General features: G+C 67.2%; 17 protein-coding genes. 11 read left to right on the forward strand and 6 right to left on the reverse strand.

Annotated features, from left to right (window positions below; all coding sequences use genetic code 11):
• Positions 1–105: 105 nt before the first annotated feature.
• From tkt to V8J38_RS09130, 4 genes are read left to right on the forward strand one after another with little or no spacing between them, the layout of a single operon-like run.
• On the forward strand, positions 106–2,205 hold the full coding sequence (gene tkt, locus V8J38_RS09115) for a transketolase (protein ID WP_338575142.1): 2,100 nt from the start codon (positions 106–108) through the stop codon (positions 2,203–2,205).
• On the forward strand, positions 2,202–3,329 hold the full coding sequence (gene tal / locus V8J38_RS09120) for a transaldolase (protein ID WP_338575144.1): 1,128 nt from the start codon (positions 2,202–2,204) through the stop codon (positions 3,327–3,329). The genes tkt and tal overlap by 4 nt, the downstream gene beginning before the upstream one ends.
• Positions 3,330–3,344: 15 nt before the next feature.
• Positions 3,345–4,355: a phosphogluconate dehydrogenase (NAD(+)-dependent, decarboxylating) gene (gnd, locus tag V8J38_RS09125; protein WP_338575146.1), complete on the forward strand. Its 1,011-nt coding sequence runs from the start codon at positions 3,345–3,347 to the stop codon at positions 4,353–4,355.
• On the forward strand, positions 4,352–5,188 hold the full coding sequence (locus V8J38_RS09130; RefSeq protein WP_338575148.1) for a Cof-type HAD-IIB family hydrolase: 837 nt from the start codon (positions 4,352–4,354) through the stop codon (positions 5,186–5,188). The genes gnd and V8J38_RS09130 overlap by 4 nt, the downstream gene beginning before the upstream one ends.
• Here the strand turns inward: V8J38_RS09130 and V8J38_RS09135 are convergent.
• The 3 genes from V8J38_RS09135 to V8J38_RS09145 form a co-directional block, all read right to left on the reverse strand.
• The gene (locus V8J38_RS09135; RefSeq protein ID WP_422388290.1) at positions 5,183–6,988 is read right to left on the reverse strand and encodes a glycoside hydrolase family 15 protein; all 1,806 of its coding nucleotides are present in this window, start codon (positions 6,986–6,988) and stop codon (positions 5,183–5,185) included. The two genes, V8J38_RS09130 and V8J38_RS09135, sit on opposite strands and share 6 nt — an antisense overlap.
• A gap of 24 nt (positions 6,989–7,012) precedes the next feature.
• A complete protein-coding gene (locus V8J38_RS09140) occupies positions 7,013–8,533 on the reverse strand; it encodes an FAD-dependent oxidoreductase (protein ID WP_338575152.1) in 1,521 nt (506 codons plus the stop codon).
• A gap of 107 nt (positions 8,534–8,640) precedes the next feature.
• A complete protein-coding gene (locus tag V8J38_RS09145) occupies positions 8,641–10,164 on the reverse strand; it encodes a S10 family serine carboxypeptidase-like protein (RefSeq protein WP_338575153.1) in 1,524 nt (507 codons plus the stop codon).
• Between the two features lie 317 nt (positions 10,165–10,481).
• Between V8J38_RS09145 and V8J38_RS09150 the strand changes: the two genes are divergently transcribed.
• The gene (locus tag V8J38_RS09150; protein WP_338575154.1) at positions 10,482–12,020 is read left to right on the forward strand and encodes a S10 family peptidase; all 1,539 of its coding nucleotides are present in this window, start codon (positions 10,482–10,484) and stop codon (positions 12,018–12,020) included.
• A 12-nt stretch (positions 12,021–12,032) separates the two neighbouring features.
• On the opposite strand, the gene fahA is transcribed toward V8J38_RS09150, so the two are convergent.
• The 3 genes from fahA to hppD are packed head-to-tail and all read right to left on the reverse strand — an operon-like array spanning position 12,033 to position 15,714.
• Positions 12,033–13,340 carry a fumarylacetoacetase gene (gene fahA / locus V8J38_RS09155; RefSeq protein WP_338575156.1) on the reverse strand — a complete coding sequence of 436 codons (1,308 nt, stop codon included), beginning with the start codon at positions 13,338–13,340 and terminating at the stop codon, positions 12,033–12,035.
• Positions 13,337–14,641 (reverse strand): homogentisate 1,2-dioxygenase, encoded by a 1,305-nt coding sequence (gene hmgA, locus V8J38_RS09160; RefSeq protein ID WP_338575157.1) that lies wholly within the window; start codon positions 14,639–14,641, stop codon positions 13,337–13,339. The genes fahA and hmgA overlap by 4 nt, the downstream gene beginning before the upstream one ends.
• A gap of 2 nt (positions 14,642–14,643) precedes the next feature.
• Positions 14,644–15,714, reverse strand: a complete 1,071-nt coding sequence (gene hppD / locus V8J38_RS09165; RefSeq protein WP_338575159.1) for a 4-hydroxyphenylpyruvate dioxygenase — start codon at positions 15,712–15,714, stop codon at positions 14,644–14,646.
• Positions 15,715–15,897: 183 nt separating this feature from the next.
• Between hppD and V8J38_RS09170 the strand changes: the two genes are divergently transcribed.
• The 6 genes from V8J38_RS09170 (at position 15,898) to V8J38_RS09195 (ending at position 23,252) form a co-directional block, all read left to right on the forward strand.
• Positions 15,898–16,365, forward strand: a complete 468-nt coding sequence (locus V8J38_RS09170; RefSeq protein ID WP_338575161.1) for an Lrp/AsnC family transcriptional regulator — start codon at positions 15,898–15,900, stop codon at positions 16,363–16,365.
• 143 nt (positions 16,366–16,508) lie between these two features.
• The gene (locus V8J38_RS09175) at positions 16,509–18,200 is read left to right on the forward strand and encodes a hypothetical protein (protein ID WP_338575162.1); all 1,692 of its coding nucleotides are present in this window, start codon (positions 16,509–16,511) and stop codon (positions 18,198–18,200) included.
• Between the two features lie 22 nt (positions 18,201–18,222).
• Positions 18,223–19,485 (forward strand): aminotransferase class V-fold PLP-dependent enzyme, encoded by a 1,263-nt coding sequence (locus tag V8J38_RS09180; protein WP_338575164.1) that lies wholly within the window; start codon positions 18,223–18,225, stop codon positions 19,483–19,485.
• On the forward strand, positions 19,482–20,447 hold the full coding sequence (locus V8J38_RS09185) for an ornithine cyclodeaminase family protein (protein ID WP_338575166.1): 966 nt from the start codon (positions 19,482–19,484) through the stop codon (positions 20,445–20,447). The genes V8J38_RS09180 and V8J38_RS09185 overlap by 4 nt, the downstream gene beginning before the upstream one ends.
• A complete protein-coding gene (locus tag V8J38_RS09190; RefSeq protein ID WP_338575168.1) occupies positions 20,440–21,759 on the forward strand; it encodes an APC family permease in 1,320 nt (439 codons plus the stop codon). Before V8J38_RS09185 ends, V8J38_RS09190 begins: the two co-directional genes overlap by 8 nt.
• Entirely contained in the window at positions 21,756–23,252 is a 1,497-nt protein-coding gene (locus tag V8J38_RS09195) for a S10 family serine carboxypeptidase-like protein (RefSeq protein ID WP_338575171.1), read from the forward strand. Before V8J38_RS09190 ends, V8J38_RS09195 begins: the two co-directional genes overlap by 4 nt.
• The last annotated feature ends 7 nt before the right edge of the window (positions 23,253–23,259 follow it).

Consider the following 23,259-nt stretch of genomic DNA (forward strand, 5'->3'; position numbering starts at 1 on the left):
GTTCCCACGGCTCTCATCCGATCGGCCGGGAACGGTGCAACCTCGCCTTCTCTCACGAGTTTCGATCGGGGGCGTCCGCATCGCAATCAGGCGAGACAGAATGTCATGACCGTCGCCGAAGAGATATTGAAGCCGAACACGGCTTCAATCGATCAGCTCTGCATCGACACCATACGCACCTTGTCGATGGACGCCGTGCAGAAGGCGGAATCCGGGCATCCCGGCACGCCGATGGCCCTGGCGCCGGTCATCTACACCTTGTGGCAGCGCGTCCTGCGTTACGATCCCACGGACCCGCTCTGGCTGAACCGCGACCGCTTCGTGCTTTCCAACGGTCACGCCTCGATGCTTCTCTATTCGATCCTGCATCTGACCGGAGTCCGACAGTGCGGCCCGGATCACGAACGCCTCGACACCCCGTCCGTCTCGCTCGACGACATCAAGGCCTTTCGGCAACTGGACAGCCGATGTCCCGGCCATCCCGAATACGGCCATACGACTGGAGTGGAGACGACCACTGGACCGCTGGGTCAGGGCTGCGGAACCAGCGTGGGCATGGCCATCGCCGAACGCTGGCTGTCCACGCATTTCAACCGGCCCGGCTTCACCATCTTCGACCATGACGTCTATGTGCTGTGCAGCGACGGCGACCTGATGGAGGGCGTCAGCAGCGAGGCGGCCTCGATCGCCGGTCATCTGATGCTGGGCAACCTCTGCTGGATCTATGACTGCAACACCATCACCATCGAGGGTCACACGGACCTGACGTTCACGGAGGACGTGGCGGCGCGCTTCCTGGCCTATGGCTGGAACGTGCTCCATGTCGGCGACGCCAATGACGTGGAGCGCATGGCCGAGGCCTTGCAAGCCTTTCGCGAGCACGACAGCACGCCGACCCTGATTATCGTCAACAGTCATATCGGCTATGGCGCGCCGCATAAGCAGGACACCAGCGCGGCGCACGGCGAACCCCTGGGCGAGGAAGAAGTCCGTCTGGCCAAGCGTCGCTACGGTTGGCCCGAAGACGCGCATTTCCTGATTCCCGACGGTGTGCGCGCCCATTTCGACGCAGGCGTCGGCCGGCGCGGACGAGCGGCGCGAACGGCATGGGGGGAAAGTTATGACGCCTATCGCGTCCAGCATCCCGATCTGGCGGCTCAGTTGGACCAGATGGCCAGGGGCGAGGCGCCGCGAGGCTGGGACGCCGCCCTCCCCGTCTTCCCCGCCGACGCCAAGGGCCTGGCCAGTCGAGCGTCGTCGGCCCAGGCGCTCAACGCTGTCGCCGCGCACTATCCCTGGCTGGTAGGCGGCTCGGCGGATCTGTCGCCCTCGACCAAGACCAATCTGACATTCGAGGCGGCGGGCGACTTCGAGGTCGGCGCCTATGCTGGCCGCAACCTGCATTTCGGAATTCGCGAGCACGCCATGGGAGCCGTGCTCAGCGGCATGGCCCTGTCCGGACTTCGCGCCTACGGCTCCAGCTTCCTGATCTTCTCCGACTACATGAAGCCGTCGATCCGCCTGGCCGCCCTGATGCGGCTGCCGGTCATCTACATCTATACCCACGACTCCATCGGCCTGGGCGAAGACGGGCCGACCCACCAGTCCATTGAGCAACTGGTCGGCCTGCGCGCCATCCCGAACCTGATCGTGCTTCGTCCCGCCGACGCCAATGAAGTCGTGGAGGCCTGGCGCGTCATCGGGACCCTCAAGGACCAGCCCGTCTGTCTGGTGCTCAGCCGCCGAGCCCTGCCGACGTTCGATCGCACCCTTTACGCCTCCGCCCAGGGGCTGGCGCGCGGCGCCTATGTCATGGCGGGCTCTCGGGCCGACGATCCGGAGGTGATCCTGATCGGCGCCGGCAGCGAGGTCGCCGTCTGCGTGGCGGCGTTCAAGAGGCTGACACAACAGGGCGTCGACGCTCGAGTCGTCAGCATGCCGTCCTGGGAACTGTTCGAGCAACAGGACCTGGCCTATCGCGACAGCGTCCTGCCGCCCGGCGTCATGGCGCGCGTTTCGGTCGAGGCCGGCGCGGTGATCGGTTGGGACCGCTATGTCGGGTCCGCGGGCGCACGGATCGGCATGAGAAGTTTCGGCGCCTCGGCGCCGGCCGACGATCTGATGGCCCGGTTCGGCTTTACGGCGGACGCCGTGTTTGAAGCCGCCAAGGCTCAGTTGATCACAGCAAAGGGACAGGGCGTATGACACCGCTCCGACAGCTCGAAGCCTGCGGTCAGGCGATCTGGCTCGACTATCTGAAGCGCAGTCTGATCCAGGACGGCGGCTTGAAGGCCCTGATCGACGACGACGGCCTAAAGGGCGTCACCTCCAACCCCTCGATTTTCGAGAAAGCCATCGCGGGGACCGACGAGTACGCCGAGGCGATCAGCGCCTTCCTGGCCAAGGGCGACCACAGCGTTTCGGACATCTACGAACACCTGGCCATCGCCGACATTCAGGCGGCGGCGGCGGTCCTGCGTCCGGTCTTCGACAGGACGGAGGGGCGAGACGGCTACATCAGCCTGGAATGCTCGCCCTATCTGGCGGATGACACCCAGGCCACCATCGTCGAAGCCATGCGTCTGCATCAGGCGATCGACCGACCCAATGTCATGATCAAGGTTCCGGCGACCCCGGCGGGCATCCCCGCGATCCGCGAACTGACCGGGCGCGGTCTGAACATCAACATCACCCTGCTGTTCTCCCTGGCGGTCTATGAACAGGTGGTCGAAGCCTACCTCTCCGGCCTCGAACAATGGCGACAGGCGGGCGGCGACCTGTCGCGCATCGCCAGCGTGGCCAGCTTCTTCCTCAGCCGGATCGACACCGAGGTCGACAAGCGACTGGACGCGCTGGAGGACAAGGCTCTGGCGGACGGGCTGCGCGGCCAGGCCGCCATCGCCAGCGCCACCCTGGCCTACAATCGCTACCAGGCCCTGTTCTCCAGTCCTCGCTGGCAGACTCTGGCCGCCGCCGGCGCGCGGACCCAGCGCCTGCTATGGGCTTCCACCAGCACCAAGAACCCGGCCTACAAGGACACCCTTTATGCCGAGGCGGTGATCGGTCGCGACACCGTCGACACCCTGCCCCCGGCGACCCTGGACGCCTTCCGCGATCACGGGGTCGTCGTCCCCGACGCCATCGAGCGCGGCGTGGACGATGCCCGCGCCCTGCTCATCGCCCTGGAGCAGCACGGCGTGTCGATGCAGGCCGCCACCGACGCACTGGTAGTCGACGGCGTTCGCCAGTTCACCGACGCCTTTGACAAGCTGTTCGTCGCCCTCGCCCGCCGGCGCGACGTCCATCTCGCAAATCCGCGCCGCTCGTAGAGAAGGAAGGCCGTCATGCAGATCGCCATGGTCGGACTGGGCCGCATGGGCGGCGCCATGACCCGTCGCCTGATGGCCGCAGGTCACGATTGCGTCGTCTACGCCCTGGACGCCAAGGCGCGCGACATCCTGGCGAGCGAGGGCGCCACGGCCGCCGTCTCTCTAACGGATCTGGTCGAGAAGCTGCAGAAGCCCCGCGCGGTGTGGCTGATGCTGCCCGCCGGTCAGGCCACTGAGGACACCGTTCAGCAGTTGCGCGACCTGCTCGCGCCCGGCGATGCCATCATCGACGGCGGCAACAGCTTCTACAAGGACGACATTCGCCGGGCCAAAGCACTGGCCGACAAGGGCGTGGCCTATGTCGATTGCGGCACTTCGGGCGGGATCTGGGGCCTGGATCGCGGCTACAGCATGATGATCGGCGGCCCGCCGGAAGCCGTCGCCCGTCTCGATCCGATCTTCGCCGCCCTGGCCCCGGGTTTCGGCCACATCCCCCGCACGCCAGGGCGCGACGGCCAGCCTTCGACGGCCGAGCGCGGCTATATCCATGCGGGCCCGACGGGCGCCGGACACTTCGTCAAGATGGTGCACAACGGCATCGAGTACGGCCTGATGCAGGCCTATGCCGAAGGATTCAACATCCTGCGCAACAAGAACTCCGAGGACCTTCCCGAAGACGAGCGCTACACCTTGAACCTGGCGGAGATCGCCGAGGTATGGCGGCGGGGCAGCGTCATCGCCTCCTGGTTGCTCGACCTGGGGGCAGCCGCCCTGGTCAAGGACGGCCAGCTCAGCGACTATTCGGGATACGTCCAGGATTCCGGCGAGGGTCGCTGGACCGTGGAGGCGGCTATCGAGGAAGCCGCCCCGGTGGACGTGCTGTCCACCGCCCTCTATGCGCGCTTCCGTTCACGCAAGGATCATACCTTTGCCGAGCGCATGCTGTCCGCCATGCGCTTCGGCTTTGGAGGGCACATCGAAGGCGCCGAGGCGATCGACCCCATGTCGCCGTCGCCTCAACCATGAGGGACCGCCCGGACATACGCCTGTTGCTGGCGGATGTGGACGGCACCCTGGTCACACGGGAAAAGGTTCTGACCGAGGCTGCGATGCAGGCGTCGCGAGACTTGGCCGCTGCGGGGATCGCCCTGGCGTTGACCAGCGCCCGGCCGCCGCGCGGTATGCGGATGCTGATCCGGCCCTTGGCCTTGCAGGGCGTTCTGATCGGCTTCAATGGCGGGCTTTACGTGCGGCCCGATCTGTCCGTGATCCGGCGTCATATGATCGGCGTCGAGACGGCCAGGGCGACCGTGCACCTGCTGCGCGATCAGGGGCTGGACGTCTGGCTCTACACGGAAAAGGACTGGCTGGTCCGCAACCCTCATGGACCGCATGTGGCGCGCGAGGCCTGGATCCTGCAGTTTGACGCCAAGGTCGTGAGCGACTTCAGCGACGATGATCTGGGCCAGGCCCTGAAGATCGTCGGCGTCTCCGATGACCTGCCTCTGGTCGCCCGCTGCGAGACGGCGGTTCGCCATAGGCTTGGCGATCGGGTCAGCGCGGCTCGTTCGGAACCGCACTTCCTCGATGTGACTCATCCTCAGGCCAACAAGGGCGCCGTCGTGCTCGCCCTGGCCCGGCGACTGAACATCGCGCCCGAGCAGGTCGCGGCCATCGGCGACATGCCTACGGATGTGATGATGTTCAGCAAGAGCGGCCTGTCCATCGCCATGGGCAACGCCAGCGAGGCGGTCAAGGCAAAGGCCGACGTCGTGACCGACAGCAATGAGAACGACGGGTTCGCCCATGCGGTCAGGCGGTTCGTCCTGCCCGCCGGCTCCACACCCTCACGATCATGACGCCGTGCGTCGCCCCGCGCGCTGAAGACTGGGCTTGGCGCTTCGCGTCAGGTTCTGCGCCGTATTCAACAGGCCGACGTGTGAGAAGGCCTGCGGGAAATTGCCGACCAGCCGCCCGGCCCCCGTATCATACTCCTCGGACAACAGGCCGACGTCGTTGCACAGCCCGAGCAGGCGCTCGAACAGACACCTCGCGTCGTCGATCCGGCCGAGCATGACGTAGGCGTCGGCCAGCCAGAAGCTGCAAGGGAGAAAGGCCCCTTCGCCAGGGGGCAGACCGTCGTGCACGCGGAAGCTGTCATAGCGCCTGACGAAACCCTCGGGCGTCAGCAATTCTCGCTCGACGGCGGCGACCGTAGCGGCGAAGCACGGATCATCATGGGCTACGAAGCCCAGATCGCCGATCAGCAACAGGCTGGCGTCAGGACTGGGATCGTCATAGGCCCGTTTGAACGCCCCGGTCGCGGCGTCTAAGCCGTTCTGGAACACCGACGTCTTGATGGTCTGACGCAGAGCGCGCCATTCGCCGACCGGCCCGTCGAGCCCATGATCCTCCACCGCCCTGACGGCCCGATCCATCACGACCCAGGCCATGATCTTGGAGAAGGTGAAGTCATGAGGCCCGGAGCGCACCTCCCATATGCCTTCGTCCGGCTGATCCCAGACCTTGGCGACGTGAGCGACCACTGCGCGTTCCAACGCCCAACTGCTGTCCTCGACCAAGCCCCAGCGTCGCGCTTGATGAAAGGCGTCCATCAGCTCGCCGTAGACGTCGAGCTGGAACTGCTGGTGCGCCGCATTGCCGATCCGAACCGGCGCGGCGGCCTCATATCCCGGCAGCCAGTCGGCGCCCCATTCCATCAGCCGCCTCTCTCCGGCGAGGCCGTACATGATCTGCATCTCGTCGGGCGCGCCGGCCACAGCGCGCTGAAGCCATCGGACCCAGGCGCCGGCTTCCGTGAAATGCTCGGCGTTCATCAGCGCCAGCAAGGTCAGGGTGGCGTCACGAATCCAGCAATAGCGATAGTCCCAGTTTCTCGTCCCGCCCAAGGCCTCCGGCAGGGAGGTCGTCGGGGCCGCGACCAATCCGCCGGTCGGAGCATAGGTCAGGGCCTTGAGCGTCAGCAGCGAGCGTTGGATAGGCTGTGCATAGGGGCCTTTGACCTTGCCCCGCACCGCCCAGCGCGACCAGAAGCTTCGCGTGGCCTGCAGGGCGGCCTCGGGATCAACGGCCCTGGGGACCGGCCGATGGGACGGGCCGTAGGTCAGGACGAAAGGCATGGTTTCGCCCGCGCTGATGGTGAAGCGCGCCACTGTCGACAGGCCTTCGCCGCGGATCGGCGCCGGCGTGCGCAGGATGACCATGTCCGGACCAGCGACCGCCTTCAGGGCGCCGTCATCGCCTCGGGTCACCCAGGGCAGCGTCGCGCCGTATCCGAAGCGAAGGATCAACTCCATGTCCATCTCGACGAACCCGGTCTTGCCGACGACGCTGCGGATCAGGTTCGAATCTCGTCCGCGTAACGACATGAAGTCGACGAGAGCGATCGTCCCCGTCTCGGTCTCGAACGTCGTTTCCAGGATCAGGGTGTCGGGCTCGTAGCGGCGCGTGACCCGCGCCGTCGGGTCGGTCGGCGCGATCTTCCATCGACCGTGGCGGGGCTCGCCCAACAGCGCGGCGAAACAGGCCCCGGAATCGAAGCGCGGCCAGCACAGCCAATCCACAGAGCCGGTTCTTGAGACCAAGGCTCCGGTCTCGCAGTCTCCGATCAGCGCGTAATCTTCAATCCGCGCCGACACGGCCCATCCCCAAGATCGCCATCTTCAGCCTCTCAACTCCTCGCCGATCCGCAAACTCTCCAGATCACGGCCGAGCGTCGCGGCGGCGAGCAGACGGTCGCCGGCTTCGAAACGGACGGTGGCGTCAGCGTTCTCGATTGAGCCGTCGAGGCGAATGGCGTCCCAGGCTTGCGCGTGGCCGACGTAGCGGATCGCCTGATCGTAGTGCTGGCTCCAGAAGAAGGGAGCGTCGATGAACTCCGTCGGCTCGCCCAGCATGTTCAGGGCGGCGACCTGCCCCTGACGCTCGGCCACGACCCAGTGTTCGATGCGCCAGGCCTCGCCGGCAACTCGCCCGGGATAGCGAGCGATGTCCCCGGCGGCGTAAACGCCGGGATGGCTGGCGCGCATCATCCGATCGACGATCACCCCGCCGTCGACCGCCAGCCCGGCGTCGATCGCCAGTTGCAGCCGAGGCCGCACGCCGACCCCCAGCACCACGAAATCCGCATCCAGACGCGTCCCGTCGGCCAGGGTCACCCTGTCGCCGTCAAAGGCCACGGCCGTGGCGTCCAGGTGAAAACGCACGCCCTGTTGTTCATGCAGGTTCCGCACGAAGGCGCCGAGCCCCTGCCCCATGACGCGTTCCAGCGGCGTCGATTCCGGAGCGACGACATGCACCTCCAGCCCCCGCGCCCGCAACGATGCGGCGGCCTCCAGTCCGATGAAGCTTGCCCCGACGATCACGACGCAGCGAGCATGATGCGTCGCCGCGATGATGGCCCGAGCGTCGGCCAGCGAGCGCAGGACGTAAACATTGTTCCGCTCGAAGTCCGGCCCTTTCAGTCGGATCGGTTCCGCTCCGGTCGCCAACAGCAGGGCGTCATAGCCGATGCGTTCGCCGTTGGGCCCGACCGCCTCCTGCGCCGGAAGATCCACCCGGGCCACTTCGAAACCCAGGCGCAGGTCGATAGCGTGCTCGGCATAGAATTCCGGCGGTTTCAGCGGAATCCAGTCTTCGGGCGCTGTTCCCGCCAGATAGTCCTTCGACAGATTGGGCCGGTCGCATGGCGGCGCATCATCCGCGCTCAGGAGAGCGAGGCTTCCCTGATAGCCGCGCCGCCGCAGCATCTCCGCCGCTGCAAACCCCGCCGCGCCCCCGCCGATAATCACGATGCGCCCGGGATGCGCCGGCTGCGCGGGCGTCGTCGGCAGCGACGTCTTTTCTCTCGCGCGCACGAACACCAGGTCGCCTTCGATTTCGACGCGCCAGGCGTCCAGCGGACTCATCGCGGGCGCGGCCAGCGCCTCGCCGCTACGCAGGTCAAAACAGGCATGATGCCAGGGACAGCGCACCGTATCGCCGACCGCCAGGCCTTCGCTCAAGGGGCCGCCGTAATGGGTGCAGGTCGCGCTTACGGCCCAGAAACCATCGGTCCGCCGCACCAGCAGAACGGGCTCGCCGCTGACATGTCCCGCCAGAAACCCGTCCAGCGGCGCCTGCGTGATCGCTACGCCTCGGCTGAAGTCCGGCCCTGCAGCCTCCTCGGTCCGTGACCCGTCCATGCCCGTCCTCCTGGCCATCTGCAGTCATCCCCAGACATTGGATGCGCGACCAGGCGGAAGGTTCCAGCGCTTGCTGGCGTTGCGGGTTTCAAACGGCTTTCAACCCGTCAGTCGTTCAGGCTGGACGAGACGATATCGGCGAGGTCCTGACGAAAAAGCCGCCGCGCCTCTTCGTCCCGATAGAACATATGACCGCCGTTGTAACAACGATACGTCATCGCCGCCGCCAGGGGCTCCGGCAATCGAAGCTTCAGCGCCTCGTCACGGGCGCAACTCGCCAGGGAATCATAGCGACCCGAAGCGACCAGCACTCTCAGGTCGGGTTCCTGCGCCACGGCTTCTTCGGTGCCCGGCAAAGGCGGTCCGATACGCGGGGGGCCTCCGCCCTTCTGAACCGCCTCGCGGATGGCTGTCTCAACCTGCTCCGGCGTGGCGTCGATGGTGGCGTAATTCCAACGGGAGCCCACGCTCTGAGGATAGCGATCAAACGGCGCGTAACCGGCCTCCGCCGCCTGGAGGCCAAGGTAGGGCAGATCCGTCCGATACCCCAGGTCATGCCGCAGATAACGGTCGATAGCCTTGCGGAAGTCGGAGCGCGGCTCTTCGGTCAGGCGCATGTCAAAGATGTTCAGCGTCCGACCTGCATCCGCCAGCAGGCCGCGCAGATGCTGGCGCGGCGTGAAGCTGAGCATCGCAAGGTCGATGGAATCGAGCGGCACGCCGGTGAAACGCGCCAGGTCGACCGCCACCGCGGCCCGTTCGACTGCGCTCATGTCCTGGCTCTGCAAGGCGGGCAGATAGGTTTGCTCGATCCAGGCGCGGGCGCGCGCCCTCACGGTCTCGACATCGGCGCCCAAGGCGGGATCGAGGCGGCGGTGATACAGGGCGACAGGGGCCAGATCGATGGGACGCAGCGCAGTCGCCATGGGCCTGGGCAGATATTCGGTCGTCAGGCCGTCACCGCCGGAGATCAGGACCAGTCCCTTCACCGGGACGCCTTGCCGGATCAGCCTGTAGCCGACGCTTGCGGCGCGCCCCGCGCCCCAGCTTTCCCCCGCCAGGATGACCGGCCGCTCTTCCGCAGCGTGCTGCAGAAGCCACGCGCGGACGAACTCCGTGACCGAAGCGACGTCGCCAACCGTGCCGTAGAATTCTCCGGCCGCCTCGGCGCTGACCGGTCGGCTGAAACCCGTGCCGATGGGATCGACGAAGACGAGGTCCGCATCCTCCAACCAGGTCTCGGGGTTCTCGACCAGGCGATCGCCCTCCCCCCGCCTCGGCCCGGCGACTTCGAAATGCAGGATGGTCGAGTTCGACCCGGGACCGCCGTTCCAGACGAAAATCACCGGACGAGGCGCGACGCCCTCGACCCGATAGGCGATGTAGCCCATGTAGCCGCGCGCCTGAGCGGTTTCGACATCACGGATGGCGATGCGCCCCACCTCTGCGACATAGTCCAGGGTTCGCCCGTCGACCTGCACGCTGTGGCGCGTCTCGACCGGGTGCTCCGGGACGGCTCGCGTTTCTGAGAGGCTCGCGACATCGGCTCGAGCGACGCTGTAGGCGCTCCCCATGGCCGCCAGCATCGCCATGCCCGCCGCCAGACCCAAACGCACCGTCCGCCGCCTCATGCCAACCTCCCCAGTCGTGGAATGAAATCTTAGCGTCATGCCGTCGGCAGGGTTATGCGAACACGCTGCGTCGGTGGGCGCGCCTCGCTCCGTTCTCTCTTGCAGGCATGGTTCTGCGCATAGATCACTCAGTGTGTTGAACAGGAACGCAATCACTCGAACCAACCTGCGCGTACCACGCATAGAAGCTGCTTCGCCTGCCTCAGGCGCGCATGTCATTTGCAATCTCCCCGCCAGCCTCGATGCTTTTGCAAAGAACGTCCGGCGTCCGCCCGGCACAATGATCTGGTGATCCGCTTGGGAAGGCTGGGACGTTCATGGGCCTATACAGGAACGCCGCAGGCGCGGTGATCGGCGGCCTCGCCGCGAGCCTTTGTCTGGCGGCCATGCCCGCCGCGACGGCGATCCCGCAGGCGCCGGCGGCGCATGACGGCGTGACCGCCCTCGCGCCCTTCGTCACCCGCCACCAGACGCAAATCCGGGGTCAGCACATCGCCTATACGGCGACCGCCGGCGAGACCCTGTTGCGCAATGGTCGAGATCAGCCGACCGCCGCCCTGTTCAGCTTCGCCTATGTGAAGGATGACGCGCCCGCCGATCGCCCTGTCATCTTCGTCTTCAACGGCGGCCCCGGCTCGTCCTCGCTATGGTTGCACATGGGCGTGGTCGGCCCGCGCCGGGTGCAACTGGATCGTGAGGTCAACCCCAGCAATGTTCCGCCCTTCGGCGTCGTCGACAACCCGGATAGCCTGCTGGACGTGGCGGACCTGGTCTTCATCGACCCCATCGGCACCGGCTTCAGCCGCATCGTCGGCGTCGGCGAGCCTGAGGATTTCTACGGCGTCGACCAGGACGCTGAGAGCATCGCTCAGTTCATCGAGCTGTGGCTCAGCGCCAACGGCCGTTGGAACGCGCCGAAGTACCTGATGGGCGAAAGCTACGGCAGCGCCCGCGCCGCCCTTTTGCCCCGCGCTCTGATGGGCGGGCCGACCACCTATTCCGGGGTCATGCGCGGCATCACGATCAACGGGATCATCCTGCTGGGGTCCAGCCTCAACGGCCAGGGTGCAGGCCCCGGCCCCGCGCGTGCGGCGGCGCTGAACCTTCCGGCCATGGCGGCCACGGCCTGGAGCCACGGGCGGATCGAACGCGGCGGGCGAAGCCTGGCCGATTTCGACGCCGAGGTCTCGGCCTTCGCCACCGGCGACTATCTGAACGCCGTCGAGAAGGCCGCCACCGGCGCGCTGAGCCAAGCGGAACGCGCCGCCGTCGTCGCTCGATTGATCCGCTATACCGGCGTGCCGGCCGAGGCCTGGCCCGAGACTCTGGTGCTGTCGACGCGCGCCTTCTCCCAACTGCTGCTGGCGGACCAAGGGCTGGCGGTGGGGCTCTATGACGGACGCTACACCCTGCCGCTGGCGGGCGACGGCGGCGAACCCGTGGCCGATGACCCCGCCATGGGCCGCTATGTGCCGGGATTTGTCTCCGCCTTTCATCAGATGCTGGCGAAGGACCTGAAGGTGCGCATGGATCGCCCCTACGGCGCCATCGTCTGGCGCAACCTGCTGTTCGGCTGGAATTGGAAGCGGACGGGCGTGCCAGAGGGCCAGTCCTTCGCCGCCGATCTGGCCACGGCCATGCGCCGGAACGGCGACCTGCGCGTCCTGGTCGCCAGCGGCTATTTCGATCTGGTCACGACCCCCGCCGCCGCCAAGGACGCTCTAAGACAGGCAGGCGTGCCCGCCGACAGGACGACCATTCGCGACTATGAGTCCGGGCACATGCTCTATCTGGGCGACACGGCCGCCGCCTTTTCGGACGACGTGCGCGCCTTGATTGCGGCAGACGCACGCTGAGGCGCGGCCGCCTTAAGCCGTTTCAGGCTCGATCACGCCGACGCATTCCCCGAAGCCGATGGAGACGAAGCCTTCGCGCACGGCCCGACCGCGCAGATGAAGGGCGTCGCCGTCCTCCAGGAAGGTGCGGCTTTCGCCGTTGGGCAGGACGACCGGTTGTTTGCCGCCGCGCGTCAGCTCCAGAAGACTGCCCATCCCCGTATCGTCAGGGGTCGAGATGGTGCCCGAGCCCAGAAGATCGCCGGGGTTCAGGCCGCAGCCGTTCGAGGCGTGATGCGTCACCAATTGGGCCATGGTCCAGTAGAGATTGGTCGCGGGACCGACGCCCAGGCGATGGGGAGCCACGCCCGCCTTTCGCATGGCCTCGGTCTGGATCAGCGTCTCCAGCTCCAGCGCGAAGGCCCCGTGCGCCTGATCCGCCTCGTCCCACAGATAGGGCAAGGGGGCCGGATCGCCTTCGGGCCGAGCCGGCTGTGCGATGCGGAACGGCTCCAGCGCTTCGGCAGTGACGATCCAGGGGGACACCGTGGTCAGGAAGCTCTTGGCCAGGAAGGGTCCCAGCGGTTGATACTCCCACGCCTGAAGATCGCGCGCCGACCAGTCGTTCAGCAGGGTCAGGCCGGCGATCCGCGATCCCGCCTCGGCGATCGACAGCGGCTCTCCCAGCCGATTGCCCTGAGCGATCCAGACGCCGAGTTCAAGCTCCAGATCCAGCCGCTGCGTCGGTCCGAAGGTCGGCGCCGACGCATCCGGCGCCCGCGTCTGACCTGACGGGCGGCGCACGGTCCGGCCCGACGGCACAACGGTGGACGCCCGGCCGTGATAGCCGATGGGCACATGCTTGTAGTTCGGCAGCAACGGGTCGGCCGGCCGGAACAGGCGTCCGACGTTCATGGCGTGGTGAACACCCGCGTAGAAATCGGTGTAGTCGCCGATCGCTGCGGGCAGATGCATGATCGCATCGGACGCCTCGACCAGATGAACTTCTACCTCGCTGCGACGAGCCGTATCCGACAACAGGGCGGAGGCCGCCCGGCGCAGGGCGCAGCGCGGCGCCGGCGCCAGAGCCAGAAGCGGATTCAGCGCGGGGCCGGATGCCGCCTCTGCTGCGGTCTGCGCCTCGCCGTCGAACAGACCCGAACGCGCCGCAGAGGCCAGATCCAGAATTCGTTCGCCGATAGCCATGCCGCCGCGAGGCGCCTCGCCCGGACGGCTGAACACGCCCAGCGGCAGATTCTGGATCGGGAAGTCGGCGTGGCCGTTCGCGCTATCGACCCAGCTGACGCGCGCCGGATCGTGGGTTTCGTCGGTCCCCCTCACGCCGTGCGGCCTTTCTGGAAGCCGGTCCAGCAGTCGTCGTAGTCGAGCTGCATCAACGGCGTCTGTTCAGCCCATTGCGTCGTGCGGATCGGCATGCGCGTCTCGAACATGAAGGCCAGGGTGTTCTCGATCTTGTGCGGTTTCAGGTCGGCCTTCGTCGCGCCGTCCCAACTGGCCTGATCCGGGCCGTGGCCGCTCATGCGGTTGTGCAAGGAAGCGCCCCCCGGAGCGAAGCCGCCCGCCTTGGCGTCATATTCGCCGAAGATCAGCCCCATGAACTCGCTCATGACGTTACGGTGGAACCACGGCGGACGGAAGGTGTCCTCGGCCACCATCCAGCGCGGCGGGAAGATGACGAAGTCGCAGTTGGCCGTGCCCGGCGTGTCGCTGGGCGAGGTCAGGACGGTGAAGATGGACGGGTCCGGGTGATCGAAGCTGACCGTGCCGATGGTGTTGAACCGCGCCGTGTCATAGCGATAGGGGGCGTAGTTGCCGTGCCAGGCGACCACGTCCAGAGGGCTGTGGTCGAAGGTCACAGCCCACAGCCGGCCGCCGTATTTCTGAACGCACTCGGTCGGACGATCCACGTCCTCGAAGGCGGCGACCGGCGTCTCGAAATCGCGCGGATTGGCCAGGCCGTTGGAGCCGATGGGGCCGAGGTCCGGCAGGCGGAAGGGCGCGCCGTAGTTCTCGCAGACATAGCCGCGCACTTCGCCGCCATTGGGGCCGTCCACCTCGACGCGGAAGCGCACGCCGCGCGGGATGACGACCACGTGGCCCGGCGCCGCCTCGATCACGCCCATCTCGGTGACGAAGCGCTGCGCGCCCTGCTGCGGCACGATCAGCAGTTCGCCGTCGGCCGAATAGAAGACGCGGTCGACCATCGAGCGATTGGCGACATAGAGGTGGACGCCCACCCCCGTCCCGGAATCGGCGCAACCGTTGCCGCCATAGGTCGTCAGCCCCTCGACCCAGTCGGTCGGCTGGTCCGGCATGGGCAGCGGGTCCCAGCGCATCCGGTTGGGATTGGGCGGCGTCTCGGTGAAGGGACCGGAGCGCACCCTCCCCTGCGCGAACGGCTGATACGGCCCGTGCTGGGCCGAGGGCCGCAGGCGATAGAGCCAGCTTCTCAGATTGTGATCGCGCGGGGCGGTGAAGGCCGTGCCCGACAGCTGTTCGGCATAGAGGCCCAGCGCGGGGCGCTGCGGCGAGTTGCGGCCGACCGGCAGGGCGCCGTCCACCGCCTCCGTCGCGAAGTGGTTGGCGAAGCCTGTCTGATAGGCGGGCGCGTCAGCGGCCATGTTCAGGCCTCGACCTTGATGACGCCGCGACGGATCTGGTCCAGTTCGATGGACTCGAACAGGGCCTGGAAATTGCCATTGCCGAAGCCCTCATTGCCCTTGCGCTGGATGATCTCGAAGAAGATCGGACCGAACAGATTCTCGGTGAAAATCTGCAGCAGCAGGCCTTCCTCGCCAACGCTTCCATCGATCAGGATGCGATTCTTCTTCAGCCGTTCCAGGTCCTCGCCGTGCCCCGGCACGCGCTTGTCGACCAGTTCATAATAGGTCTCGATGGTGTCCTGCAGTTGAACTCCTCGGGCGCGCAGCTTCTCGACCGTCGCGTAGATGTTGTCGGTCGTCATCGCCAGGTGCTGGATGCCCTCGCCGTTGTACTGGCGGATGAACTCCTCGATCTGGGACTTGTCGTCCTGGCTCTCGTTCAGGGGGATGCGGATCGCCTTGTCCGGGGCGATCATGGCCTGGGAGAAGAGGCCCGTCGCCTGCCCCTTGATGTCGAAATACTTCTGCTCCTCAAAGCCGAAGATCTGGTTGTAGAAGCTGGACCAGGTGCGCATCTCGCCGCGCCGGACATTGTGGGTCAGGTGGTCAAGCAGATCGAGGCCGACGCTGTTCGCCGCCTCGGCTTCGCGCCAGCCCTCGATCTCGGTCCAGGCGTCATAGAGGGAGCCCTTCGTCCCGAACCGGTCGACCAGATAGAGGTAGGAACCGCCGATGCCCTGCAGCACCTTGGCGTCCGCGCCCAGTGCGCCCGTCGCGGCCTCAGCCGCCTTAGCCCCGCGCGACAGGGCCAGTTCATAGGCCTGGGCGGCGTCGGCGACCCGGAAGGCCATGCCGCTGGCGGACGGGCCGTGGGCCGCGCGGAAATCAGCGGCCTGACCGGTCGGCTCGCCGTTGACCAGCAGATTGGTGCGGCCCTGCTTGTAGCGCACGATGTCCTTCGTCGGATGGCGGTGCGTGGCGACGAAGCCCAGTTGCTCGATCAGAGCCTTCATCGCCGACGGATCAGGGCTGGTGAACTCGACGAACTCGAAACCGTCGAGGCCGATGGGATTTTCAGGCGTGATGGTCATGGGTTTGGCTCCGCGGGTCGCGCGCCTCGGCGGCGCACAAGAAGGATCAGGAAAGAAACGGGAGCCGGCCGCCGCCGTTTCCACTCCTGTTGCTCAGAATGGCGCGAAGAAGGCGCGATTGCCTTTCAAAACCCCTCGTGGGATGGACTGAGACGAAAGTTCTCGTTCCAATTTCGAGCAAAAATGAAACAGACGTCTCTCGACGAAGTCGATCGTCGGCTCCTTCGACTGCTCCAGGATGACGCCAGCCTCAGCCACGCGGCCTTGGCGGAAAAGGCGGGGTCCTCGCCGGCGTCCTGCTGGCGACGAATCCGGGCCTTGGAAGAGGCGGGCGTTCTGCGGAGCACCGTCCGACTGGTGGACGCGGCCCGCGTCGGTCGGGGCGTCAATGTGATGTGCCAGTTACGGATGCGCTCCCACGCGCCCGATGATCGTCAGGCCTTCGAGAGCTTCCTGCAGACCAAGCCAGAGGTGATGGAGGCTCACTCCATGTCGGGGGAGTGGGACTATCTGCTGCGGATCGTCGCCGAGGACGTGGCGGGTTATGAGCGGTTCCTGATGCGCGATCTGCTGAACCATCCGAACGTGTCCAACGCCGCCTCCCACTTCGCCCTTAGCCAGGTGAAATACACGACAGCGGTGCCGATCTGACGCGAGTGTGAAATTTATGCACGCTTCACCCCCATAACGCATGACCCATGCTCGACCTGAGGGCGACGCTTCGTGTTTGCATGAAACTAGCGCATGACGGCGATTAATCTGACGATGGGAAACATCGTCGAGGGGGATGACTCATGTTGCGACGCGTCTTGGCGGTCGGCTTTCTGCTGATGTCCGCCTCCGCCGCCTGGGCGGCCGAGCCCCAAACCTTGGCGGTGACCCTCAAGCCCCTGCCGGACGGTCTGGGCGGAATAGCTCGACTGAACGTCGAGATGCGCCTGCCGTCGCCGTCGATCGCGGACGGCGAGGCCCTGCTCAGAATGCCGGTGACCCTGGTCTCCACGCCCACGGCCGCCTACGCCGCCGAGGACATTCATGTTCGTGACAGCCAAGGCGACCTTCCGCTCCGGGCCGTGGATGATCCCGCCACACCGGAAGGCGTCTATCGCCGCTACTTGCCGCAGCGCGCCGCGGCGGGCGATCTCGTCGTCTCCTACGGCGCCGCGCCGCGCGCCGTATCGGCGGAAACCCGCAACGGTCCGCTGTTCGATCTGCGCGCCCAGCCGGGCGGGCTGATGGGAGCCGGCGTCTATTTCTTCGCCCTGCCGGTCAGCGACGAGCCCTATCGCATCACTCTGAACTGGGATCTGTCGGCGCTGCCGGACGGCGCGCGCGGGGTCTGGAGCCTGGGCGAGGGCGAACGGACCATCACCGCCCCGGCCAGCACCCTCTCCTTCTCCTTCTACGCGGTTGGAGCCGTTTCCAGCGAGCGCGAGGCGGGGGCCGAGGACTTCGCCCTCTACTGGCTGGCCCAGCCGCCGTTCGACATCGAGGAACTGGCCGGAGAAACCCGCGCGCTCTACACCTATATGGCCCGGTTCTTCGGCGACGAGCATTCGCCCTATCGTGTCTTCGTCCGTGAAAACCCCTATCCGGCCGGCGGCGGCACGGCCTTGGCGAAGTCCTTCATGTTCGGCTACGGCGCGAACGGGCAGACCACGGGCGGCGGGCTGCAGATGCTGCTGGCGCACGAGATGGCCCACAACTGGCCGCGTCTGACCGACAGCGCCCACCCTTTGACCGCCTGGTACACGGAAGGCGCGGCCGAATACTATTCCTCGACCCTGGCCTACCGGGCGGGCTTGCTGAGCGCAGACGACTTGCTGGACATCGTCAATCGCCGCGCCGACGGCTACTACGCCAACCCGCACTTGGGCCTCTCCAACGCCGAGGCCGGCAAGATATTCTGGAGCGACGCCCGGGCCCAGCGCGTGCCCTATGGCCGGGGCTTCATGTATCTGACCAACGTCAACGCCCAGGTTCGGGCGGCATCGGGGGGACAGCGCTCGCTCGACGACTTGGTGCTGGAGTTGCTGGCCCGCCAGCGTCGCGGAGAGCCCGCCGGCCTGGCAGAGTGGCGCGCCCTGCTGGTCGTTGAACTGGGCGAGGCGGCCGGGCGAGAGTTCGACGCCATGACCGAGGGCGAGCTGATCACTCCCCTGCCCGACTCGCTCGGCCCCTGCTTCCGTGCTGTCGCGGTTCAGGCCCGCCCCTATGATCTGGGATTCGACGAGATGCGTCTCGGCGTCGTCGCCGACCTGCGCGCCGACTCGGCCGCCGCGCGCGCCGGCCTGGCGAACGGCGATGAAATTCTGACCCTGACGCCCATCCCCGAGTTGCAGAAGGACGAGGGCCGCATGATGGAAATGACCATACGTCGCGATGGTCAAACCTATGGCGTTCGCTATCTGCCACGCGGCGAGCCTGTCAGCGGCTGGCGCTGGGAACGGGTCGAGGACGTCGCCGCCGACCATTGCGCCCTGTGATCTCGTGTCGAGGAGGATAAGCATGAGCCGCACCTCGGAAGGCCTGACCCGTCGAACCTGGCTGGCCGCCTCGGCCGCCCTGCCCGCCGCCACCGCCGTGGCCAGCGGAGCGACGGCGGCGCCCGCCTCCATCCTGCCGTCGCCCGCTTCCAGCCTTGGCGGCACGCAGTTCCCCGATATCCAGGGAACCTATCTCGACGCCGGATCGGTCCACCCCTTCAGCGTCGGTGCCCGAGAGGCCGTAAAGCGATACCTCGACTCTCGCGCCATGAACGGCCGCCCCGAAGGCTATGAGTTCGGCCCCTTGCGCCAGTCGGTGCTGGCGCGCTTCGCCGCCCTGATCAACGCCACGCCAGGCGAAGTCGCCTATGTCCAGAGCACCTCCGCCGGCGAACAGATGGCGGTGACCGCCCTGGGTCTTCCCGAGACGGGCGGGCGCATCGTCACCGACGCCCTGCATTTCTTCGGCTCCTTTCATCTCTACAATGAACTGGAGCGGGCGGGGATGGAGGTGGTCATCCTGCCGATCCGCGACGGCCGCATCCTGATGTCCGACATGGAGGCAGCGGTGAACGACCGCACGCGTCTGGTCGCGGTCTCGGCCATCTCGACCGTCAACGGCTTCCAGCACGACCTGAAGGCGGTCTGCGACCTGGCTCACGCCCACGGCGCGCGGGTCTATGTCGACGCGGTTCACGCGGTCGGCTCGACGCCCATCGACGTCAGGGCGACCGGCGTCGATCTGCTGGCGACCAGCAGCTACAAATGGCTGATGGGCGACATGGGACTGGGCTTCATCTACGCCCGCGCCGACCTGATCCCGCATTTGAAGCGGCCGCAGGCCGGCTATCAGCAGGTCGCCGCCTTCGCCAGCCACGCCTATCCCTACGACCCGCCGGGCGATCGGCCCTTCGTCACTCGCGCCCGAGACGACGCCACGGGCCTGTTCGCCATGGGCACCTTCAGCAACACCGGCGTGGCCCACCTGGACTGGTCGCTGGACTATATCCAGGGCCTGGGCGTCGAAGCCATTCAAGCCTGGCGCCAGCCGATCATCGAGCGTGCGCGGCGCGAACTGCCCCGCCTGGGCTTCGAACCGATGACGCCCGAAGACAGCACCGGCCCCCTGATCGCCTTCGCCTATAAGGACGCGCGTCAGACCTTCGGCGAGCGGCTGAAGCGCGCCGGGGTTCAGGTCACGCTCGGCGCCCACCGGCTGCGCGTATCGGCGTCCGTGTTCAACACCCCGGCCGATATCGACCGTCTGCTGGAAGCCCTGGCGTGAGCGAGGGCCTGACCGTCATGGACGCGGAGGCGGTGCGGGCGCGTCTGACGATCGCCGCCTGCATTCCGCTGATGCGCGAAGCCATGACCGCCCTGTCGTCCGGTCGGGTCGAACAGCATCTGCGCAGCTTCCTGTCGGTCGGCGAAGGACGCACCTTCGCCCTGATGCCCGCCGCCTCGGCCGACGGGTTCGGCGCCAAACTGGTCAGCGTCTATCAGGATACGGACCATCCCGGCCGTCGACGGCATCAGGGACTGGTCGTCCTGTTCGATCCTGAAAGCGGCGCCCCGGCCTTCATCGGCGATGCTGAAGAGATCACCCGCATCCGCACCGCCGCCGCCAGCGCCGCCGCCACGGACGCCCTGGCTCGGCCTGACGCCTCGATCCTGGCCGTGATCGGAACCGGCGCCCAGGCGCAGGCCCATCTGGAGGCCATCGCCCTGGTGCGGCCCCTGACCGAGATCCGAATCTGGGGCCGGGACGCCGAAGGCGCGCGCCGCTTCGCCGAAGCGATGCGGAAAAAGTACGACTGCCCCGTCCGCGCCTGTGCGACGGTCGAGGCCGCCGTCCAGGCCGCCGACATCATCTGCACGGTCACCGCATCACGCGACCCGATCCTGCACCGGGACTGGGTGACGCCCGGCGCCCATGTGAATCTGGTCGGCTCCAGCGGCCCGCACGCCGCAGAGGCCGATATCGACCTGGTCGCCGCCAGCCGCTTCATCGGCGATCATCGCGAGCATGTCCTGGCCCACGGCGGGGAGTTCCTGCGCGCGCGCCAGGCTGGACGCGTGACCGACGACCATATCGCGGCCGAAATCGGCGAGGTGTTCGCCGGCCGCCGGAACGGCCGCATCAGCCCCGCCGACATCACCCTGTACAAATCCCTGGGCCACGCGGTTCAGGACCTGGCCGCGGCCGCCTGGCTGCTCTCCCTCGAAAGGACCGCCCGTCATGGCTGACGCTCCCCGCCTTCGTCAGGGCGTAGGCCTGCTTTCCGTCGTCGCCCTGGGCATGGGGCTGGCGGTGGGCGTGTCCATCTTCTCGGTCATCGCTCCAGCGACGGCGCTTGCGGGACCGGCCATGCTGCTGGCCGTCGTCGTGGCCGCCGTGCCGATGTTCATCATCGCCGTCACCTACGCCTTCATGGGCTCCGCCCTGCCGACCGCCGGCGCCTCATACGAATGGCCCCGGCGTTTCCTGTCGCCGGCGACCGGCTTCATGATCGCCTGGCTGCGCATCGTGGGCAGCGTCGGCGCCATGCTGATCCTGGCCCTGGTGCTGACTCGCTATGTGTCGATGATCGTGCCCGTGCCGACCAAGCCGACCATGCTGGCGGTCTTCGCCCTGGTCTTCGGGCTGAATCTGGTCGGGGTCGCCCTGGCCGCACGGGTGCAGACCCTGCTGATGGGCGCCCTGATCCTTCTGTTCGTCGTTTTCGCCCTGTGGGGCGCGCCCTCGATCAAGCCCGCCGCCTTCACGCCTTTCATCAGCGAGGGCTGGGGCGGGGTCCTGGCGGCGACGCCCCTGCTGATCGGCCTCTTCTTCGGCATCGAGGCGGCGACGGAAGTCGGCGACGAGGTCAGGAACAGCCGCCGAGCCATTCCCATCGGGGTCGCAGCCTCCATCCTGTCGGCCATGGCCCTGTATCTGATGGTTGCGGGCGTCGCCATCGGCGTGCTGGGCCCCGAGAAGCTGGCCGCCAGCGAAACGCCGGTGCTGGACGCCGCCGCCGTCTTCATGGGGCACGACGTTGCGGGCCCGCTGATCGTCGTCGCCGCCGTCCTCGCCATCGGCAAGTCGCTGAACGCCCTAGCCATGGTGTTCAGCCGCTACCTCTACGCCATGGCGCGGGCCGGCGCCCTGCCCTCGCCCCTCGCTCGCATTCACCCGCGTTTCCAGACGCCTCACATCGCACTGGCCGTGGCCTTCGGCTTCTGCTGTCTGGGTCTGCTGGCGCCGATGAACCTGACCGCCCTCTTCCTGGCGGTGAACGTGCCGACCCTGCTGAAATACGGCGCGACCTGCCTGGCGGCGGTCCGTATCGCCCGAAAGCACCCGGAGATTCACGCCCAGGCCGTGTTCCGTCCCAACCGCGCCTTCGTAGCCGTCTGGGGCTGGTTGGGCGCTGTCGCCTCTCTGGTCGTGGTTCTGCTGGGTCTGACCACGGATTGGAAGCCCTATGTCGCCCTGCTCGTCTGGGGCCTGATCGGCGCGCTCTGCTATGCCGTGCGCGGCCGCTTCGGCGCTCCGATTTCGGAAACCGCTCAATGACCCGAAAATCCTTCCTGACGACCGTCGGCCTGGCCGCCGCCCTGCTCGTCTCGCCTCAGGCCGTCAGCGCCCAGCCGCAGGCCGCATCGGCCATCGCTGCGGCGCCGCGCGCCGTCGTCACCCGTCACGACCTGACTCTGGGCGGGGCCCGGATCGCCTATGAAGCCGTGGTGGCCGAAACCGTCGTGGCCGCGCCGGAAGGCGAGGACGAGGCGACGATCGTCACCACCTCCTATCTCCGCACCGGCGTGGCGACGGCGGACCGGCCGGTGCTGTTCATCTTCAACGGCGGCCCCGGCGCCTCGACCACCCCCCTGCATTTCGGCGCCTTCGGACCGATGCAGCGCCTGGGCGAAGGCGAGGCGCAATTCCTCATTCCCAACGCCCACAGCCTGATCGACGCGGTCGACCTGGTGTTCATCGACCCGACAGGCACGGGCTACAGTCGGCCGCAGGATCCGTCCCTCGGCCAGGGCGCGCCCTTCTGGAGCCGCACCGGCGACGCGCGTTCGGTGGCGCAGGTGATCGAGCGCTGGCTCACGACCCACGACCGCGCAGCCTCGCCGCGCTACCTGCTGGGCCAGAGCTATGGCACCGTGCGCGCCGCCGAAGTGACGCGTGTCGCCACGGACCTGTCGTTCGACGGCGTGCTGCTGTTCGCGCTGGTGCCGGGCGAACGCAGCGGGCCGTTGGCCTATATGTCGTCCCTGCCCAGCTACGCCGCCACCGCCTGGCTGCATGATCGCATCGACCGCAAGGGCCGCAGCGTCGAGCAGGTCTATGACGAGGCCGTCCGCTTCGCCCGCACCGACTATGTCTCGGCGCTGATCCAGGGCGGCGCGCTGCCCGCCGCCGAGAAGACGGCGATCGCCCGTCGCTTGTCGGACCTGACGGGCCTGTCGACCGCCTTGATCGAAGAGAACGATCTGAAGATCGACAACCGGCTCTTCATGTTCAACCTGCTGGCCGATCAGGGCCTGCGCACGGGGCAGCTCGACACCCGCGCGACGGCGCGCCTGGACGCTCCGGCCAAACAGCCCCCGCATGACGACCCCGGCCTGAGTTACGCCCCCGAGGCAGACCGCCCGATCGCTCCGGGCCAGACTGTCTTTCGCGCCAGCGACGGCGGATCGGTCGTCGACGCCTACTATCGAGAAACGCTGAACTATCGCGCGCCCGACGCCTATCAGGCCCTGAACCTGAGGGTGAACAGCGCCTGGAACCATGAAGGCTTCAAGGACGCCATGCCCTATCTGGCGGAAGCGATGAAGCGCGATCCGGACATGCGGCTGTTCTGGGCGGCGGGCTACTACGACCTGTCCACGCCGGCCTATGGCGGGCGCTACACCCTGGATCAGGCGGGCATTCCGGCGGATCGCCTGACGGCGGCCTATTTCGCCTCAGGCCACTCGGTCTTCGTCGAGGACAGCAATCTGGCGGCCCTAGCGCAGGCGGTTCGCCGCTTTATGAGGGTCTCCGGCGAAGGCCGCTGACGCGCCG

This window comes from Brevundimonas olei (assembly GCF_037055245.1).
Classification (GTDB): domain Bacteria; phylum Pseudomonadota; class Alphaproteobacteria; order Caulobacterales; family Caulobacteraceae; genus Brevundimonas; species Brevundimonas olei.